This window comes from Paenibacillus sp. GCM10027627, assembly GCF_042675505.1.
In the GTDB taxonomy this organism is placed as follows: domain Bacteria; phylum Bacillota; class Bacilli; order Paenibacillales; family Paenibacillaceae; genus Pristimantibacillus.
In genome coordinates, this window is record NZ_JBHTHB010000004.1 from 363,180 (window position 1) to 379,009 (window position 15,830).

Sequence of the window (15,830 nt, forward strand, 5' to 3'; positions counted from 1 at the left end):
TCCAATCCCTATGTAAAGGGGTATCTCGTCTATGCACCCTTCATTATACGAAGCTTTGGGCCAAACAACAACAGCTATAACCGCCTTCCATCCCTTGTTCTGAGAAGGGGACGATTTAAACGCTTTTGCGTCGGTTTACTTTGCCCTATTTTGTAAGCGATTATGGGCTTTTTTACTAAAGATTAAATCAACGCCTACAGGAACAAATTGTATTCCCGTTGAATAACAACATGTACCGATTTTCAAACTATTAACATAGACGGAGGATGATGATTTCGACATGTTAACAAAGGGAAAATGGTTGTTGTCAGCGGCAATAAGCGCAGCATTGATTCTGAATTTGGCAGGCGGCGCGGCCGCAAGCGGCACTGCGACGCCCCCGGAGAAAGGGAAACATTTAACGATTTTGCATACAAACGATATGCATGCGCGAGCGGTATCCGGTGGAGCGGATATGGGCTTCGCCAAAATTGCCGGCATTTTTGAGGACTACAAAAGCAAAAATCCGAATACGCTCGTGCTTGACGCAGGCGATGCGATTCATGGCACTACTTTCGCTACTTTAGTTCAAGGCCAAAGCGTGGCCGACTCCATGGAGCTGATGGGCTATGACGCTATGGCGCCGGGCAATCACGAATTCAATTACGGCACCGACAGACTGCTGGAATTATCAAAGCAATTAAGTTTCCCGCTCCTAAGCGCCAACGTCAGAGACAAGGGGAACAAGCGGGTTTTCCAGCCTTATATCATTAAAGAATTAGATGGCTTAAAAATTGGCATTTTCGGCTTGACTACACCGGAAACGGCGTATAAAACACATCCAAACAATGTTCAAAACATCCAGTTCGGCGACCCTACCAAGGAAGCACAGACCATAGTGGACGAGCTTGAACCCAAAACGGATGTCATTATCGCACTGGGGCATCTCGGCATTGATGAGTCAAGCGTGGACACCAGCCTCAAAGTAGCAAGCGAAGTAAAAGGAATTGACATTTTCGTTGACGGCCACAGCCACTCCAAGCTGGAAAACGGACTGGAAGCAGGCAACGATACGCTGATCGTCAGTACGGGAGAGTATACTCAGCATGTAGGCGTGGTCGACCTTTGGGTTGAAAACGGCAAAGTGACGAAACGCGAAGCTAAGCTCATTGATTCCGAGGAAGCCAAAAACATTGTTCCGAACAAAACGGTAGCCGCTAAAGTCGAGGCCGTCTTGACCGAGCAGAAAGCGATCTTGGCCGAGGAAGTAGGCAAAACCGATGTAGAGCTGGAGGGTTCTCGGGAAAAGGTGCGGGCGGGTGAAACGAATTTGGGCAATTTGATCGCCGACTCCCTGCTCTATGCAACAAAAGCCGATGTTGCGCTCACAAACGGCGGGGGCATTCGAGCTTCCATAGACAAGGGCATCATTACAAAAGGCGAAGTCATTACCGTCCTCCCTTTCGGCAACCAAATCGTTACGTTGAAAGTGACGGGAGCGGATATAAGAGCCGCACTGGAAAACGGCGTTTCCGATTATCCGAACGCAAAAGGCGCTTTCCCCCACATCGGCGGAATGAGCTTCAACATCGATCCGTCCGCCGAGCCGGGCAAGCGGGTACATTCCATTAAAATTCGAGGAAAAGCTGTCGATGACAAAGCCGTATATACGTTTGCGACCAATGATTTTCTAGCGGCTGGCGGCGACGAATATGTCATGCTTGGAAAATATCCTCAAGCCGGCATGTTCGGTTCACTTGACGAAGCGCTCATCTCCTACATGAAACACTTGGGATCGGCAAATCCCAAGGTCGAAGGGCGAATTGCAGAAGGAGCGACCCCCGTCGTAAAGCCGGGGCCAAAGCCGCAACCTAAGCCCGAGCCTAAACCCGAACCGAAACCAAAGCCGGAGCCCGCTCCGGTTTACGTGGTGAAAAAAGGCGATACTTTGTGGAGCATCGCACGAAAGCACGGAACGACTTGGCAAATTTTGCGCGAACTGAACAAAATAAAAAATCCGGATTTCATTTATCCGGGACAAAAGATTCTTTTACCAGCTAAATAAGCCTAATAATCAAAGAACCTCGTCATTGGCGATTCCGAAGGGACAAAGCCCTTAGCCTTGACAGGTTCTTTTTTGCTGTCATTTCGTTATCTTTTTGCCGTCCTTCTACTCTCTATTGTCCCGTTCCTGCGATCATTCCCCTGTACTTCCGAGTAGGACCATCGTAAAATACAGGAAATAAGAACTAGATTTCGCCGTAAATGGAAGCGAGGCACTCCTAACATGTTAACCGCATCAGGCAAAAAACACCCGTCTCCGCAGGAGTCGCGCTATTTGTATGTCTCTTTTTTAAAAACGCTGCTCCGCAATTACCTATTCGGCTCGGCCATCGCCGTTCTGGGCATTGGCGGCACCATCATCGTAAACACATTAAGCATTCCGCTTCAGGAATTGTCTCTGCTAGGCGTCGTTTTGCTCCTCTCTCTACTTATTATGCTGATCGCCGAGCTGACTATTTTTTTTCGGCATTTAAAGCCGATTGCAAAAGTGTTCAACCATGACGTTCCCACAAAAAAACAATTGGAGCAGGCTTATTTGCAAACCCATCGCTTCCCTCTGCTTGCGGTCAAGCGAACGTTCGGCCCCCATTTTCTCGGCATGTCCATTCCGGCCGTCCTGCTAAGCCTGGTGCTCATCTCCACCGATCTGGTCCACATTCCAAATAGCTACTTGCTAGTAGCGGGGGCGGGAGCGCTAATGGTAGCCAGCATGCATGCGATGATTGAGTTTTTCTTTACATCGATTGCCATTCGGCCCGTCATTTCTTACATTCGTCAAAGGCATATCGAGCTCTACAAACAAGACTTGACGCTGGGAGGCCATGTGCTCGTCTCCATCCGCACCAAATTCCGGCTTTCCGCATTTTTGATCGGTACTTTGCCTTTACTGCTATTTGCCTTCGCCTCTCAAATTCGAATGGAGGGTATTCCGAGCCAAGGTACGGATTCTTACTGGCAATGGGCTGCCATCATTTTAATCATCGGAATGTCCTTTTCGTTTCTAGGCGCCTCTCTGCTGTCGAGAAATATTCAGGACCCTATTCAAACGATTCAGCAAGCGATGGCAAATGTTCAAGAAGGCAATCTGTCCGTTAGAGCAGACGATATTTATTCCGACGAGTTTTCCAAACTGGTTGCCGGCTTTAATCATATGGTGGAAGGGCTGCGCGAACGGGAAAAACGCAACAATCAGCTTATCGAAAGCTACTTTTTCACCTTGGCGGCGGCACTGGATGCTCGGGACGCTTATACGGCGGGCCATTCGGAGCGAGTGGCTCGCTACTCCGTCCAAATAGGCAGGGCGGCTGGCTGGAGCGAGGAGCAGCTTCAACTGGCGCATCAAGCTTCCCTGTTGCATGACATCGGAAAAATCGGGATAAGAGATGCCGTTCTTTTGAAAGAAGGCAAGTTAACCGACGAGGAATTTGATCAAATTAAGCTGCACCCCGCTTTGGGTGAAAAGATCGTCAAGCAGATCGAACCCGCAGATGCGATGGCTCTTCTGCTGCCCGGCATCCGCTCGCATCACGAGCGATATGATGGAAGAGGTTACCCCGACGGCTTAATAGGGAGGGGCATCCCTTTGCTAGGCAGAGTCATTGCCATTGCCGACGCCTTCGATGCGATGACATCCGACCGCCCTTATCGGAAGGGAATGTCGATTGAGCGGGCTTTGGTCATCTTGGAAGAGGGCAAAGGGACCCAGTGGGATCCCGATCTGACTTTGCATTTTATCGAAAGCATCCGGAAAACCAGCTAATGAAAATACAGGAATGTTCCCCTCTTGAGTTTATGTTTTTGCGTAACTAGGCTATAATTATTAGAATTAGGTCAACAATGAGATCAAACGGGAGGAGGCGGAATATGGACAAAATAGAGCATTCATGCGCTATAAATGGTTCCAAACGCTTTATGAAGCGTTATTTGACGTTCTTTCTGCTCCTCCCGCTGCTTATAACCGCTTCATTTGCATATCAGGCAGGGAATAACTTTGAGCTGACCGCCGGTTCGGGAAAAATTACCTCAAGCGGAACAGCGCTTCATGTCCAGTCGGGGCCTGGCAAGCATCCTTCGGAGACCAAGGCTCTACTTCCGAACAGTCCTGATATCCTTGCTGTCACAAGCAGCTTGCTCGTCATCTATCTATTGGCCATATGCGATTCGTATTTCCGTACTCCGCATAGACAGGGGCTAAGGGATCGAATCGTCAATGTGATGAAATATACCTCGAATTATGTGGATGAATATAGAAAGCAATCATTTGGAAAACTTGAAAAAGACGCTACTAGGAGGACTAACTTATTATGAACATCAGAGAATCAGACTTGCCGGGAATCGGAAAAAAATATCAAATTATTACGCGCAGCGGGGACAAATTCGTAGTCGTTATTCACGATGACGGACGCCGCGAGCTTTACCACTTTGACTATGACGATCCGGACGACAGCATCTCCATGGTGACGCTTGAGGATGACGAAGCCCGCCAAATCGCTGCTATTGTGGGTGGCATGACCTATAAGCCGAAGGCGCTGGAAACGATTGAAGTGGCACTGGACGATCTTACGATCGAATGGTACAAAATCGAATCCGGAGCCGCTTGCATCGGGCTCAGCATCGGAGAAGCAGACATTAGACAGACGACAGGAGCAACGATTATTGCAGCCGTTGAAAAGGATGGCAAGCATATCAACCCAGGTCCGGACTACAAGTTCAAAGCAGATACGACTCTAATCGTCGCAGGCGAACGCCAGCAATTGAAACTGCTTAAGGCGATGCTCAAAAACGGGAGCCGTTAACAATGGACCACATGGTGCTTGAGATCGGCCTCGCCGTTATTCTCGTTGCCTTAGCCGGACTGCTGGCAGCGAAAATCCGCTTCTCTGTCATCCCTTTTTATATTCTGATCGGAATGGCAGTCGGGCCCCATGCTCCTAAAATAGGCGTACTTGATTTTACGTTCATTCATAGCGCGGAGACGATTCATTTTCTAGGTCGTCTTGGGGTTCTGTTCCTGCTGTTTTATCTTGGTTTGGAATTTTCTGTAGGAAGACTCATCAAGTCAGGACGCAATATCGCAGTCGGCGGTACCATTTATATTTTGATCAACTTTTCGTTGGGGCTGATATTCGGTTTCGCTACCGGCTTCGACTTCGCGGAAACGATGGTGCTTGCAGGCATCACGACCATTTCTTCCAGCGCAATTGTCGCTAAGGTGCTGGTCGATTTGAAACGGACGGCAAATCCTGAGACGGAAATGATTCTTGGGATCATTATGTACGAAGATATCTTTTTGGCCGTTTACCTCTCCGTTCTATCGGGCCTTGTACTGAGTACGGAATCCTCATTAGGCGGCGTATTGCTCTCTGCATCCTACGCTCTGGGATTCATGCTGCTGTTCATCGTGCTGGGAAGAAAGGCAGCCCCGCTGTTGAACAAGCTGCTCGATATTCGGTCAAACGAGCTATTTATTTTGCTCATTTTCGGCTTACTCTTCTTTGTGGCAGGCCTTGGAGAAACGATTCATGTCGCGGAAGCAATCGGAGCGCTGCTGTTTGGCCTTGTGCTTGCAGAAACGAATCACATGAAACGGATCGAACATCTGATTTTGCCTTTCCGCGACTTTTTCGGCGCATTGTTCTTCTTCAGCTTCGGTCTCACGATTGAGCCAGCGAAGCTGGGCGGCGCCGTATGGCTGACGCTGGGCGCCGTTGCGCTCACGCTATTCGGTAACTTCGTTGCAGGCATGCTGGCAGGCAGAAGCGCTGGTCTTTCGCCAAAAGCATCCTCCAATATCGGGCTGACAATCGTCTCCCGCGGAGAGTTTTCCATCATCGTCGCAAATGTAGGGATCGCAGCTAACCTGGATGAAAAAATTCAGCCGTTTGCCGCTCTGTACGTTCTCATATTGGCGATTATGGGACCTTTGCTTACGAAGGAATCCAAACATATTTATAAAGGGCTTAACGCCATTTTCAAATGGGATAAGCGTAAAGCGCATAGGCAGACGGGGTGATTTCCGGCTTCGAGAAGCGTTAAAGAAAAGAGAGCGGGGCAAACGATACGTTTGCTCCGCTCTCTTTTTTTCTAAGGCCTTACTTTGTGCTCGCCAGCTTATTTAGTGGTTTTGGCACAACTAAATGCTCCGTTTGGTGCTCATCAGTTCATTTAGTGTTTTCTAACACAACTAAATGCTCCATTTGATTCTCAACAGTTCATTTAGTGGTTTTTAGAACAACTAAACGCTTCATTTGGTGCTCATCAGTTCATTTAGTGGTTTTTAGAACAACTAAACGCTTCATTTGGTGCTCATTAGTTCATTTAGTGGTTTTTAGAACAACTAAACGCTCCATTTGGTGCTAATTAGTTCATTTAGTGGTTTTTAGAACAACTAAACGCTTCATTTGGTGTTCATCAGTTCATTTAGTGGTTTTTAGAACAACTAAACGTTCCGTTTTAAACAGTTCGGTAAAGGTACGAAAAGCACCCGTCATCCAAAGCCTATGCCCGGCCAAATTGAGCGGCATGAAGTCGGCTGTAGATGCCGCCCGACGCCACAAGCTCCTCGTGGCGTCCTTGCTCGGAAATGCCGTCTTCGGTGACAACGACGATGCGGTCCGCATTTTTGATCGTGGCCAGACGGTGTGCAATAACTAGCGTTGTGCGGCCCACCGAAAGCTCGGCCAGCGATTGCTGAATCGCTGCTTCCGTCTCCGTATCCAAAGCCGATGTCGCTTCGTCCAAAATAAGAATCGGCGGGTTTTTCAAAAACATTCTGGCAATTGCAAGCCGCTGCTTCTGTCCTCCCGACAGCTTCACACCGCGCTCACCAACTACCGTTTCTAACCCGTCCGGCAGCGAATCAATAAATGATTCGAGACGAGCCCGTCGAGCAGCTTCCATAATTTCAGATTCGGGTGCGCCAAGTTTGCCGTAAGCAATATTTTCGCGAATCGTTCCGGCAAACAAAAATACGTCCTGCTGCACGATTCCGATATTTTTCCGTAGCGATTCCAGCTTCAATTGCTGAATATCATGCCCGTCAACGGTAATGCTGCCGCTTTCGATTTCGTAAAACCGGGGCAGCAAGCTGCATATCGTCGTTTTACCTGCACCTGAAGGCCCGACAAAAGCGACCGTTTCCCCAGCACGGACGGATAGGTTGATGCCTTCAAGCACCTTCGCCTCTCCCTCATAGCCAAACGTGACATTCCGATACTGAATATCCCCTTTAAGCTGCTCCACCTCAACAGCACGTGGCGAATCTGCAATGTCGGGAGCCGTGTCCATCAGTTCGATAAACCGTTTGAAGCCTGCAATCCCTCTCGGATAGCTTTCGATGACGGCATTAATTTTTTCAATAGGCTTAAAGAAAATGTTCGTCAGCAGGACAAAGGTAATAAAATCTCCATAAGTCATGCCTTTTTTCAACACATAGTACGCACCCGCAATGAGCACAAACAGAGATACAAGCCTCATCAGCATATAGGAAACAGAAGCGTTCAAGCCGATAATTTTATAAGAAATTAGTTTGGCTTCGCGGAATCTGAGGTTGTTGCCGTTAAAAAGCTTGCTTTCATGTTTCTCATTGGCAAAAGCTTGCACAACCCGAATGCCGCCTACCGTATCTTCAACTCGCGCGTTAAAATCGGCCATATCCGAAAACAGTCTGTTGGCCGCGCTAGTCATCCGGCGATTGAAGAAAAGAACGAGCCAAATAATGACCGGGATAATAAGGAACGTCATCAGCGCCAGCTCCGGTTGAATGTAGAGCATAATGCCGAATGCGCCAGCCAGCGTCATCGCAGCAATAAACATATCCTCCGGTCCATGATGCGCCACTTCGCCGATTTCGAATAAATCGTTGGTCATGCGGGAGAGCACATGGCCTGTTTTGTTATTGTCAAAAAAACGGAACGACAGCTTCTGCACATGGTTAAATAGCGATTTGCGCATATCCGTTTCAATGTTGATGCCGAGCATATGCCCCCAATAGTTGACAATATAGCTTAGAAGCGTGTTCACGGCATAAATAAGCAGCAATACTACACAAGCGGAAATGATCATTCCCCAGTTGCCATCCGGCAGCAGCGTATTAACAACGTAGCCGACAGCTAGCGGGAAACCCAACTCCAAAACGGCCAGCAACACCGCACAAGTGAAATCCAGGAAAAACAGCCCTTTATAAGGCTTGTAGTACGAGAAAAAACGACGCAGCATCTTTAAACTCCTCTTCCGTCCTGCTCAACACATGTAGTTAGGGACTAATTGATAATGATTTTCAATAGGAAAATCATAACCAATACTCCTCTTACTGTCAAGGTAACAAACCGTTTATAATGATTCGCCTTGGATGCGTATAGATCGAAAGAGAGCCCCCTCGAACAAAGCCGACACAAGTAATGCCTAAATCTTCGGCAAGCCGAAGCGCGAGATCGGTGGGAGCAGATTTGCTGATTAAGATGCCGCAGCCGATTTTGGCCGCTTTTAACACAACTTCGGATGACAATCTGCCGCTGAACACGATCGTTTTGTCGAACGTTTTAATTCGCTTCAATAGAGCATACCCGAACAGTTTATCCAGCGCGTTATGCCGACCGATATCCGTCATGACAGCCAATAGCCCTTCTCCCGTCGCCAAAGCGGCGTTATGAACTCCTCCTGTGCTTTTGAAATCGCCGGATTCCGCTTGCAGCTTCTCCATTAATTCCATGCAGCGCGAAGCCGTCAATGTAAGAGAAGTCTTAACCGTTCTAGCCGTGAGCATATCGTTGTAAAAATAAAACTGTCTGCTCTTCCCGCAGCAGCTCCCGATAAACCGCTTCGACACTTTGCTCCGGCTGACCGAAGGCAAAGCGGCCAATTCCACATGGGCAAAGCCCCGTTCCAGATCCAGCTCCAATCTTTTCACTTGTGCGGCCTCACGAATCATTCCTTCAGACGCTAAAAAACCGAATACAAGCTCCTTGATATGAGTGGGAGAGCATACGATAGTAGCAAACTCCTCGCGGTTCAACATAACTGTAAGGGCAAACTCCGCGGCAATCGCATCCTCCATTTCCTCGCATGCCGTTCCATCGTACCGGATTGCTTTCCACTTGGTCACGTTTCCCGTGCTCCCTATGTTTCCTGAGCTTTCAATAGTTTTCGGGTCTTTCGTGCTTCCCGTGGTTTCTACGTTCTCCACATTTCTCTCTTTTCCCTTAATGTCTCCTTTGCCCTCTTTAACTCCTCTACCTTCGTTATCCTCCTTGGCTTCATAGCTCATCATCTCATTCGCCCCCTCATGACGGCGGCTCCAGCTCCAGCTCTTCCAATCTGGATTCGACGTACCGGGTATCCTTAAGTGCGTGAAACGTATCCGCCCGCTCTACAATAACGGCGGCGTTGTATTCCGGTATGCCCGCATGGGGCTCATAAATGCCGCGTCCGAACAACGAGTTGCTCTCCGGCCAAAACAGCTCGATATTGCCGTTTGCCACAGGTGCCAGCTTTGCTCGTCCATGAAACATTCCGTACCGGTTATACACGACGATAGCGGAGCCTTCCATCAGAGCGAGCGAATCCGCATCCTCCTCGCTGATGAGCACATCGTAGCGGGAAGCGGCATTAAAACTGTCTTTCTCCCCGTACAGCATCGAATTGAACTGCTTGCCTCTGCGAGTCGTTGCAAAAAAGCTTCCTTCAGCTTTCCTTCTATCCGGGAGCGGGATGGCAAATAAACGGCCTTTGCCATCCTCGGTTGGACAATGAGCATCCTCGCACAGCCATGCGCCCCCCCATTGAAAGACGTCGCCTTGCTTGCTTAGCTTCTGAATTCCATCATAATAAGGAACGGCAACCGCAATTTCTTCGCGAATCGCTTCTGCGCTGCCGAATCGAGCGGATGAACCGGGATGGCGTCCGCACCGCTCTGCCAACTCTCCAAATATGTCCCATTCCGCCCGCGCTTCCCCTATTCGAGGGCCTTTAATTTGGGGAGAGAAATAAACCATCCTCTCCGTGGAAGTCGACGTGCCTCCGCCCGGCTGCTCATACCTAGTCATGGCAGGGAGTACGATGACGTCGCCAGCCGCATCGGCAAGCGTTGAAGTGTTCAGCATAATATCTTGATGCACACGAAGCTCCACCGCTTCCAAACAGCTTCTAATATGATCCGGGTCCGGCATCGTCTCCAAAAAATTGCCCCCGGATGTGTAAAACAGCTTCAACTTGCGCTCATGATCATCCGGCAGCAGCGCATTTTCGAGCGATACTCCGACAATATCGCCTTGCCAATTCGGGAGCTCGAAACCCCATATTCCCTCCAGCCGCTTCCGGTCGACTTCGCCAAACTCGCCCCCCGGCAAGCTGAACGGATCGGCTCCCATCTCGCCGGAGCCTTGAACGCCGCTATGCCCTCTGATTGGCATCAAGCCGCAATGCTCCCGGCCTAAAAATCCTCTCAGCAAAGCCAAGTTGGCTACCTGCGAAATATTGTCCGTGCCGAATCGATGCTGGGTCAGCCCCATGCTCCATACGAAAATGCCGGACCGAGCCACGGCGAGCAGACGCGCAAGCTCTTCCATTCTGCCCCGCGCAAGACCCGATGAACGCTCCAGCTCTTCCCACAGCAGCCCTTCGACATGCTCGCGCAGCGCATCGTATCCGTTCACATGCCGCCGCACGAATTCATGGTCGATAGCGGAGCCGTGCTCCAGCTTCTCCATCTCAAACCAGCACTTCATAATGCCGTGCATAAAAGCGATGTCCCCGCCAATGCTCACTTGATAAAAATCGTCGGCCAACTTGGTGCCGAACAGCGCCGATTCGGGAATCGACGGTATCCAGTACCCGTCCATAGCAGGTTCTCGATAAGGGTTGATTACAATGATTTTGGTGCCTTTCCGTTTGGCGGCATACATATATTTAGTCGACACAGGCTGGTTATTGGCGGCTACACTGCCCCAAAACAGCAGCACGTCCGTTCCGATCCAGTCTTTATAGCTGCAGGTCGATGCTCCAACGCCAATCGACCGCTTCAGCGCCGTCTTGGACGGCGAATGGCAAATCCTTGACGCATTGTCGATATTGTTCGTCCCAATATGTCTTGCTGCCTTCGCGGCGGCATAATAGGTTTCGTTCGTAATGCCGCGCCCGGTTAAATAGAAAGCGATTCCTTTGGGATCAATCGTCCTCATACGATCGGCAATGCGGGACATCGCGTCATCCCAGGATATCCGGCCGAAACGGCGCTCTCCCTTTCGCCTGATTAGCGGGTAGGGCAGCCGCCCCAATTCGCGCAGCTCCGCACTGCTAAGAGCGCGAAGCTCGTCAATGTCCGCATGGAGCCTCTCTCCCTTCATGGCAGGCATGGTGTTTAGCCTGAGCACGTTCAGTCTCGTCGTGCATATATGGGGCCCCTCCAGCGTTTGATCGTAAAGGCCGGACACGCCAAGCGCGCATCCATCGCATACCCCTTGCGTCAAAATCCGGAACGCATAAGGCAAATTGTCCCGATTATGCCATGCCGTCTTGAACGTCTCGCGGATATGATGCGGCTTTGTAAGGCCAAGCCCGAACGGACGCTTGCTGACCCACAGGCTTGGATCCCAACGTCCCGGCAGCTTCACACGGCCCGTATGTACGCTTTTCCCCATCCCCACACTCTCCTTCTTAGCTTTCATTCTATCTCCTTGAACGCAAAAAAAGACCGCTCCAGCATGATCTCTCCAGTGTTTCCACTTCAAAGTTCATCACTCGCGGTCTCTATCCTATCCGTCCCGGCAGGGTATATGTATGTTTAGATTATAGCATTAGACAAGGATCGGCGTCACCAGTTGCCGCACCCTTTCAATCCCTTCCCACATATCGCCTGGCCCATCATAAATAATAACGACTGAACCGTCAAATCTGGACCTTCTAGCTACCTCTAGGCAGCGCTGAAACTCAGGAACATCCGGGTTGCCGAACTCGTCGCAATCGGCCTTGGCATGAATAATGCTGCTGTATGGAATCGTCAGCGACAAATCCTCGTATTTGGAATGTCCCGAGAAATTCCCGAAATCCGTAATCATCCCCACTTGAAGCTCCGTTTTCTCCATCAAGCGCAAGCAACTGTCCCCTGTGGAAGTGAGCGCTTTTCCGTTTACTGTAACTACTTCAACATCGAGCGCACCCGCAAATTCCGACAGCATAAGCAAATAGTTGGCAGCACGCTCCATCGCAGCTCCGCTGGCCGGCTCTGCCTCTCCCGCCATAACCCGGATACGTTTGGCCCCCGCAATAGAAGCATATTCAACCCATTCGCACATATAACGGAAGTCGGATTCTGCCCGCCGCTCATTCGAACTCGTCAAATCTCCGTAATCGAGAAGCAGCGTATCGAACGAAACGCCTGCCTCGGCAAAAGCTCTTTTTAACTCTAGCAAATAAACATAATCCGTCGCATGAAAATGAACATGACAAATTTCTACCGCGCGGAACCCTCTTCTTGCGGCCTCTTCAGGCAGCTCAAGCAAAGATATTTGCTGAGGGTGAAACTCTTTTACAATACGGCGATCCTGCGATTCCTCATCCCAAACCGTCAGGTGCAAAGGCCCCAGCATACGGTGTAAGCTCCAAGTACTAAGAGATAAATAAGTCATATGTCTCTCACTCTCCCGATGAAGTATAAACAGCAAGCTGCAGCATGATTGCAATTATACCCATGTCATTTATAATAAAATGAACAATTCTTGCTATTGATGGGAGAGCTCATGAAAAATATAGAGGCTTACCGCATAATTGAAGATACTGTTAATTTAATTGAGGAAAAGCTGAAAAAAAACTTATCGCTCGACGATCTCTCCTCCTCTCTAAACGTATCCAAATTTCATCTGCACCGCCTAATGCGACACGCAACCGGGATGCCTCTCATCGAATACATAAGAGCGCGGCGGCTTAGCAAAAGCATCGACCTCCTCATGAACACCCGCATGAAAATTATCGATATCAGCTTGGAATTTGGCTTTGATCATGAACAATCCTACATCAGGTCGTTCAAAAAGCAATTCGGCGTGACGCCATCCTGTCTAAGGAAGCAATTTCAACCTATTAAGCTAATGGAAAAGTTTGATCTCTCGAGACTTCTGAATGTGGCGGACGGACTTCTGTTCGAGCCCGTATTTGTGATGAGGCCTTCCTGCAAGTTAGTAGGGAGGCGTTACGAGGTTAATATTGAGGAAAACTATCATGAATTTACATCTAACACCGTTGGAGTCGATTTTTTCTACACCGTACAGCCTCATATCCCTTACAAGGTTAACCCAAATCTTTATATCGGATTGACGCTGCTTATTTTGGACGAATACTCTACCGTCTATTTCCCTTCCACGGAAGTCTATTCCTTCTCGGACGATATAGCGCCGGAGAACACGTTTGTCCTGCCGGCGCAAAAATATATCGTCTTTAAATATATTGGACATTTTCATCCTCGGCGACTAACGATCCGGCAGCTTGAGGAAATATGGAATTTCATCGGCAATTGGATGCCAAAATCCCCCTATTCTTATGCCGCCTCACATTATTTCGAATATATCGACATAACGGTCGCGACGGAAACCTACTGCGAAGTGGATCTTCATATCCCGTATACGGATTAAAGAGTCCGGATGTACGGGCCGAAATACAGCGAGTGATGCTGCAACTAAACAACAAGCCGCTACACTGGAATAAGCTCCACCGCCGCTTGTTTGCCGCTCAGCTGAATGCCCGTTTTTTTCTTGCCCGTGCTTTTCAGATCGTTTGCAAGCCGTTCGAGCAGCTCTTTGGCCGCTGCGCCCTCTTTGCCTTGCACCTTGACGACAAACAGGACTCCGTGTCCCGATTCCAAAAGTTTGGCCGCTTGCCTGCATTTCGTGTCGTAGTCGTGATCTTCAATTCCGGCAGTCAGCCTCATTTCCTTCACTTTCAGTTGACCATCCTTCTGCCTTGCTTCACGGCCCGCTTGATCCTTCTCTTTCTTTGCATGGCCGCGGCCAACAAGACGGCATGGCGGCGGGCTGCTGAGGAGCGAATCGCATACGAGATCCGCCTTATGCTCCTTCGCCAGCGCAAGCGCTTCTTCGCGCGTGACAATGCCGATCTTCTCCCCGTCAAGGCCGGTCAACACGACTTCGGACGCTTTTATCGCTTCATTCATTAATAGTTTGGATGACATGGTTCATTCTCCCCTTAGCTTGTTCGTTTAATGACCCGATCCTCCCGAATATTCGCCGCCTTCGGCAGTGGCGGGGTCCAGCTTGCTGCTTCCCATAAAAAAGGCGACGGCGAGCGCCAAACCGGCAGGTACGATGGCAAGCACAAAAGTAAACGTAATGGACGAAGACAACGAAGCCGTAATCAAGTCCAAAATATCAGGCGGAATTTGGGCGCGCATCTCCGGCTGCAGCAGTTCTCTGGAATCTCCGCTCCCCATAGTGGCTCCTCCGTCGATTCCACTCGCCTCAAAAGCTTCATTCATTTTGCGAACAAACAGATTGCTTTGCACAATGCCAAACACCGTAATCCCTACCGTCATGCCGAGGGACCGAATAAAATTAAGCGTAGAGCTGGCTGTTCCCCGCTGGCGGGCAGGAATGCCGTGAATGGCCGCATTGCTAAGAACGGAGAACGATGCTCCGATACCGAGACCAATCAAAATCATATACAGTGTAACTTCCAGTCGGCTTGAATCGCTATCCAGCGTTGTAGCGAGGAAAATACCGATCACAAGCAGACTGAACGTGCCGACCATAATGTTGCGGTACGGTATTTTCGTCATCAGGAAGCCGCCAAGCGTAGCGGTAACGACCGACGCGACCATCATCGGCAGCAGGACAAGACCGGAGTTGGTCGCCGAACCTCCCAGCACCCCTTGAATAAAGATCGGAATATAAACCGAAGCCACAATAAACGCAGCCCCGCTAAAAAAGGAAGTCAAAATGCTGGTGGAGTAAATCCGCTTTTTAAACAAAGCATACGTAATAATAGGCTCCTTGGCTTTGGTCTCGGCATACAGGAAGATGGCAAGCAACAAGGCGCTTGCGGCGAACATGCCGATAATTTGGACCGAGGCCCAAGGAAACTCTTTGCCGCCCAGCTCCAGGGCAAACATAAGACAAACGACTGCCCCAATGAGCGTAATGGCTCCAATCCAATCGATCGGCTGTTTGGAATGCTCGTGAGACTCTTTGTAGAAAAAAGCGATCATGCAAAGAGCGATGATTCCGAGCGGCAAGTTGATGTAGAAAATCCATTCCCAGGCGATATGATCCGTAATATACGCGCCAAGAAGCGGGCCGAATATGCTCGACAGTCCAAACACCGCGCCGAACAGTCCTCCTAGTTTGCCGCGGGATTGCACCGGGACGGCGTCGAACATGATTGTAAAGGAAGTCGGAATAAGCGCTCCGGCGCCAATTCCTTGAATCGCCCTGTACAGCGACAGCTCCGTAATGGTGGACGCCGTGCCGCATAACATGGAGCCGATCATAAATACGATTAATCCGAACACAAAAAACCGTTTGCGCCCGTACATATCGGACAGCTTGCCGAATATCGGCATACCGGCCATTTCCGCAACCATATAGGCGGAGGTGACCCAAACAAACTTATCCAGTCCTCCGAGCTCTCCTACGATATTGCCCATCGCTGTCGCTACAATCGTATTGTCCATTGAAGCCATTAGAATAGCGAGGAGAAGACCCGCAACGACGATACCTATTTTATTTTTCCGCTCCGCAACCACTGTTTGTTCCTCCCTTTCTTTTTCCGAAAATGCCAGCTGCTTT

Annotated in this window: 12 protein-coding genes; 6 read left to right on the plus strand and 6 right to left on the minus strand. The window is 49.6% G+C overall.

Annotated elements, in window-relative coordinates; genetic code table 11:
• The first annotated feature begins 280 nt into the window (after positions 1 to 280).
• The 5 genes from ACFQZE_RS16295 (at position 281) to ACFQZE_RS16315 (ending at position 6,055) form a co-directional block, all read left to right on the plus strand.
• Positions 281 to 2,044, plus strand: coding sequence for a 5'-nucleotidase C-terminal domain-containing protein (locus ACFQZE_RS16295; protein WP_379358843.1), 1,764 nt, complete (start codon positions 281 to 283; stop codon positions 2,042 to 2,044).
• Positions 2,045 to 2,266: 222 nt separating this feature from the next.
• Positions 2,267 to 3,802 carry an HD domain-containing phosphohydrolase gene (locus ACFQZE_RS16300; protein WP_379358845.1) on the plus strand — a complete coding sequence of 512 codons (1,536 nt, stop codon included), beginning with the start codon at positions 2,267 to 2,269 and terminating at the stop codon, positions 3,800 to 3,802.
• Between the two features lie 104 nt (positions 3,803 to 3,906).
• Positions 3,907 to 4,350, plus strand: a complete 444-nt coding sequence (locus ACFQZE_RS16305; RefSeq protein ID WP_379358847.1) for a hypothetical protein — start codon at positions 3,907 to 3,909, stop codon at positions 4,348 to 4,350.
• Positions 4,347 to 4,838, plus strand: coding sequence for a cation:proton antiporter regulatory subunit (locus ACFQZE_RS16310; protein ID WP_379358849.1), 492 nt, complete (start codon positions 4,347 to 4,349; stop codon positions 4,836 to 4,838). Before ACFQZE_RS16305 ends, ACFQZE_RS16310 begins: the two co-directional genes overlap by 4 nt.
• A gap of 2 nt (positions 4,839 to 4,840) precedes the next feature.
• Positions 4,841 to 6,055, plus strand: a complete 1,215-nt coding sequence (locus ACFQZE_RS16315) for a cation:proton antiporter (RefSeq protein WP_379358851.1) — start codon at positions 4,841 to 4,843, stop codon at positions 6,053 to 6,055.
• A 485-nt stretch (positions 6,056 to 6,540) separates the two neighbouring features.
• Here ACFQZE_RS16315 and ACFQZE_RS16320 read toward each other — a convergent pair whose 3' ends face one another.
• The 4 genes from ACFQZE_RS16320 to ACFQZE_RS16335 form a co-directional block, all read right to left on the minus strand.
• On the minus strand, positions 6,541 to 8,259 hold the full coding sequence (locus ACFQZE_RS16320; RefSeq protein WP_379358853.1) for an ABC transporter ATP-binding protein: 1,719 nt from the start codon (positions 8,257 to 8,259) through the stop codon (positions 6,541 to 6,543).
• Positions 8,260 to 8,356: 97 nt separating this feature from the next.
• On the minus strand, positions 8,357 to 9,310 hold the full coding sequence (fdhD, locus tag ACFQZE_RS16325) for a formate dehydrogenase accessory sulfurtransferase FdhD (RefSeq protein ID WP_379358855.1): 954 nt from the start codon (positions 9,308 to 9,310) through the stop codon (positions 8,357 to 8,359).
• 13 nt (positions 9,311 to 9,323) lie between these two features.
• Positions 9,324 to 11,678: an FdhF/YdeP family oxidoreductase gene (locus ACFQZE_RS16330; protein ID WP_379358857.1), complete on the minus strand. Its 2,355-nt coding sequence runs from the start codon at positions 11,676 to 11,678 to the stop codon at positions 9,324 to 9,326.
• A gap of 156 nt (positions 11,679 to 11,834) precedes the next feature.
• Positions 11,835 to 12,626, minus strand: a complete 792-nt coding sequence (locus ACFQZE_RS16335) for a sugar phosphate isomerase/epimerase family protein (RefSeq protein ID WP_379358859.1) — start codon at positions 12,624 to 12,626, stop codon at positions 11,835 to 11,837.
• Between the two features lie 150 nt (positions 12,627 to 12,776).
• On the opposite strand from ACFQZE_RS16335, the gene ACFQZE_RS16340 reads away from it, so the two are divergent.
• Positions 12,777 to 13,661, plus strand: coding sequence for a helix-turn-helix domain-containing protein (locus tag ACFQZE_RS16340; RefSeq protein WP_379358861.1), 885 nt, complete (start codon positions 12,777 to 12,779; stop codon positions 13,659 to 13,661).
• A 59-nt stretch (positions 13,662 to 13,720) separates the two neighbouring features.
• On the opposite strand, the gene infC is transcribed toward ACFQZE_RS16340, so the two are convergent.
• Positions 13,721 to 14,218 (minus strand): translation initiation factor IF-3, encoded by a 498-nt coding sequence (gene infC, locus ACFQZE_RS16345; protein WP_379358863.1) that lies wholly within the window; start codon positions 14,216 to 14,218, stop codon positions 13,721 to 13,723.
• A gap of 27 nt (positions 14,219 to 14,245) precedes the next feature.
• Positions 14,246 to 15,787, minus strand: coding sequence for an MDR family MFS transporter (locus tag ACFQZE_RS16350; RefSeq protein WP_379358865.1), 1,542 nt, complete (start codon positions 15,785 to 15,787; stop codon positions 14,246 to 14,248).
• Positions 15,788 to 15,830 lie beyond the last annotated feature (43 nt).

Excerpts from the sequence above, each read along its gene's own strand:
- ACFQZE_RS16295 (WP_379358843.1), top strand. The coding sequence starts at position 281 with ATGTTAACAAAGGGAAAATGGTTGTTGTCAGCGGCAATAAGCGCAGCA.
- ACFQZE_RS16300 (WP_379358845.1), top strand. The coding sequence starts at position 2,267 with ATGTTAACCGCATCAGGCAAAAAACACCCGTCTCCGCAGGAGTCGCGC.
- ACFQZE_RS16305 (WP_379358847.1), top strand. The coding sequence starts at position 3,907 with ATGGACAAAATAGAGCATTCATGCGCTATAAATGGTTCCAAACGCTTT.
- ACFQZE_RS16310 (WP_379358849.1), top strand. The coding sequence starts at position 4,347 with ATGAACATCAGAGAATCAGACTTGCCGGGAATCGGAAAAAAATATCAA.
- ACFQZE_RS16315 (WP_379358851.1), top strand. The coding sequence starts at position 4,841 with ATGGACCACATGGTGCTTGAGATCGGCCTCGCCGTTATTCTCGTTGCC.
- ACFQZE_RS16320 (WP_379358853.1), bottom strand. The coding sequence starts at position 8,259 with ATGCTGCGTCGTTTTTTCTCGTACTACAAGCCTTATAAAGGGCTGTTT.
- fdhD (WP_379358855.1), bottom strand. The coding sequence starts at position 9,310 with ATGATGAGCTATGAAGCCAAGGAGGATAACGAAGGTAGAGGAGTTAAA.
- ACFQZE_RS16330 (WP_379358857.1), bottom strand. The coding sequence starts at position 11,678 with ATGGGGAAAAGCGTACATACGGGCCGTGTGAAGCTGCCGGGACGTTGG.
- ACFQZE_RS16335 (WP_379358859.1), bottom strand. The coding sequence starts at position 12,626 with ATGCTGGGGCCTTTGCACCTGACGGTTTGGGATGAGGAATCGCAGGAT.
- ACFQZE_RS16340 (WP_379358861.1), top strand. The coding sequence starts at position 12,777 with ATGAAAAATATAGAGGCTTACCGCATAATTGAAGATACTGTTAATTTA.
- infC (WP_379358863.1), bottom strand. The coding sequence starts at position 14,218 with ATGTCATCCAAACTATTAATGAATGAAGCGATAAAAGCGTCCGAAGTC.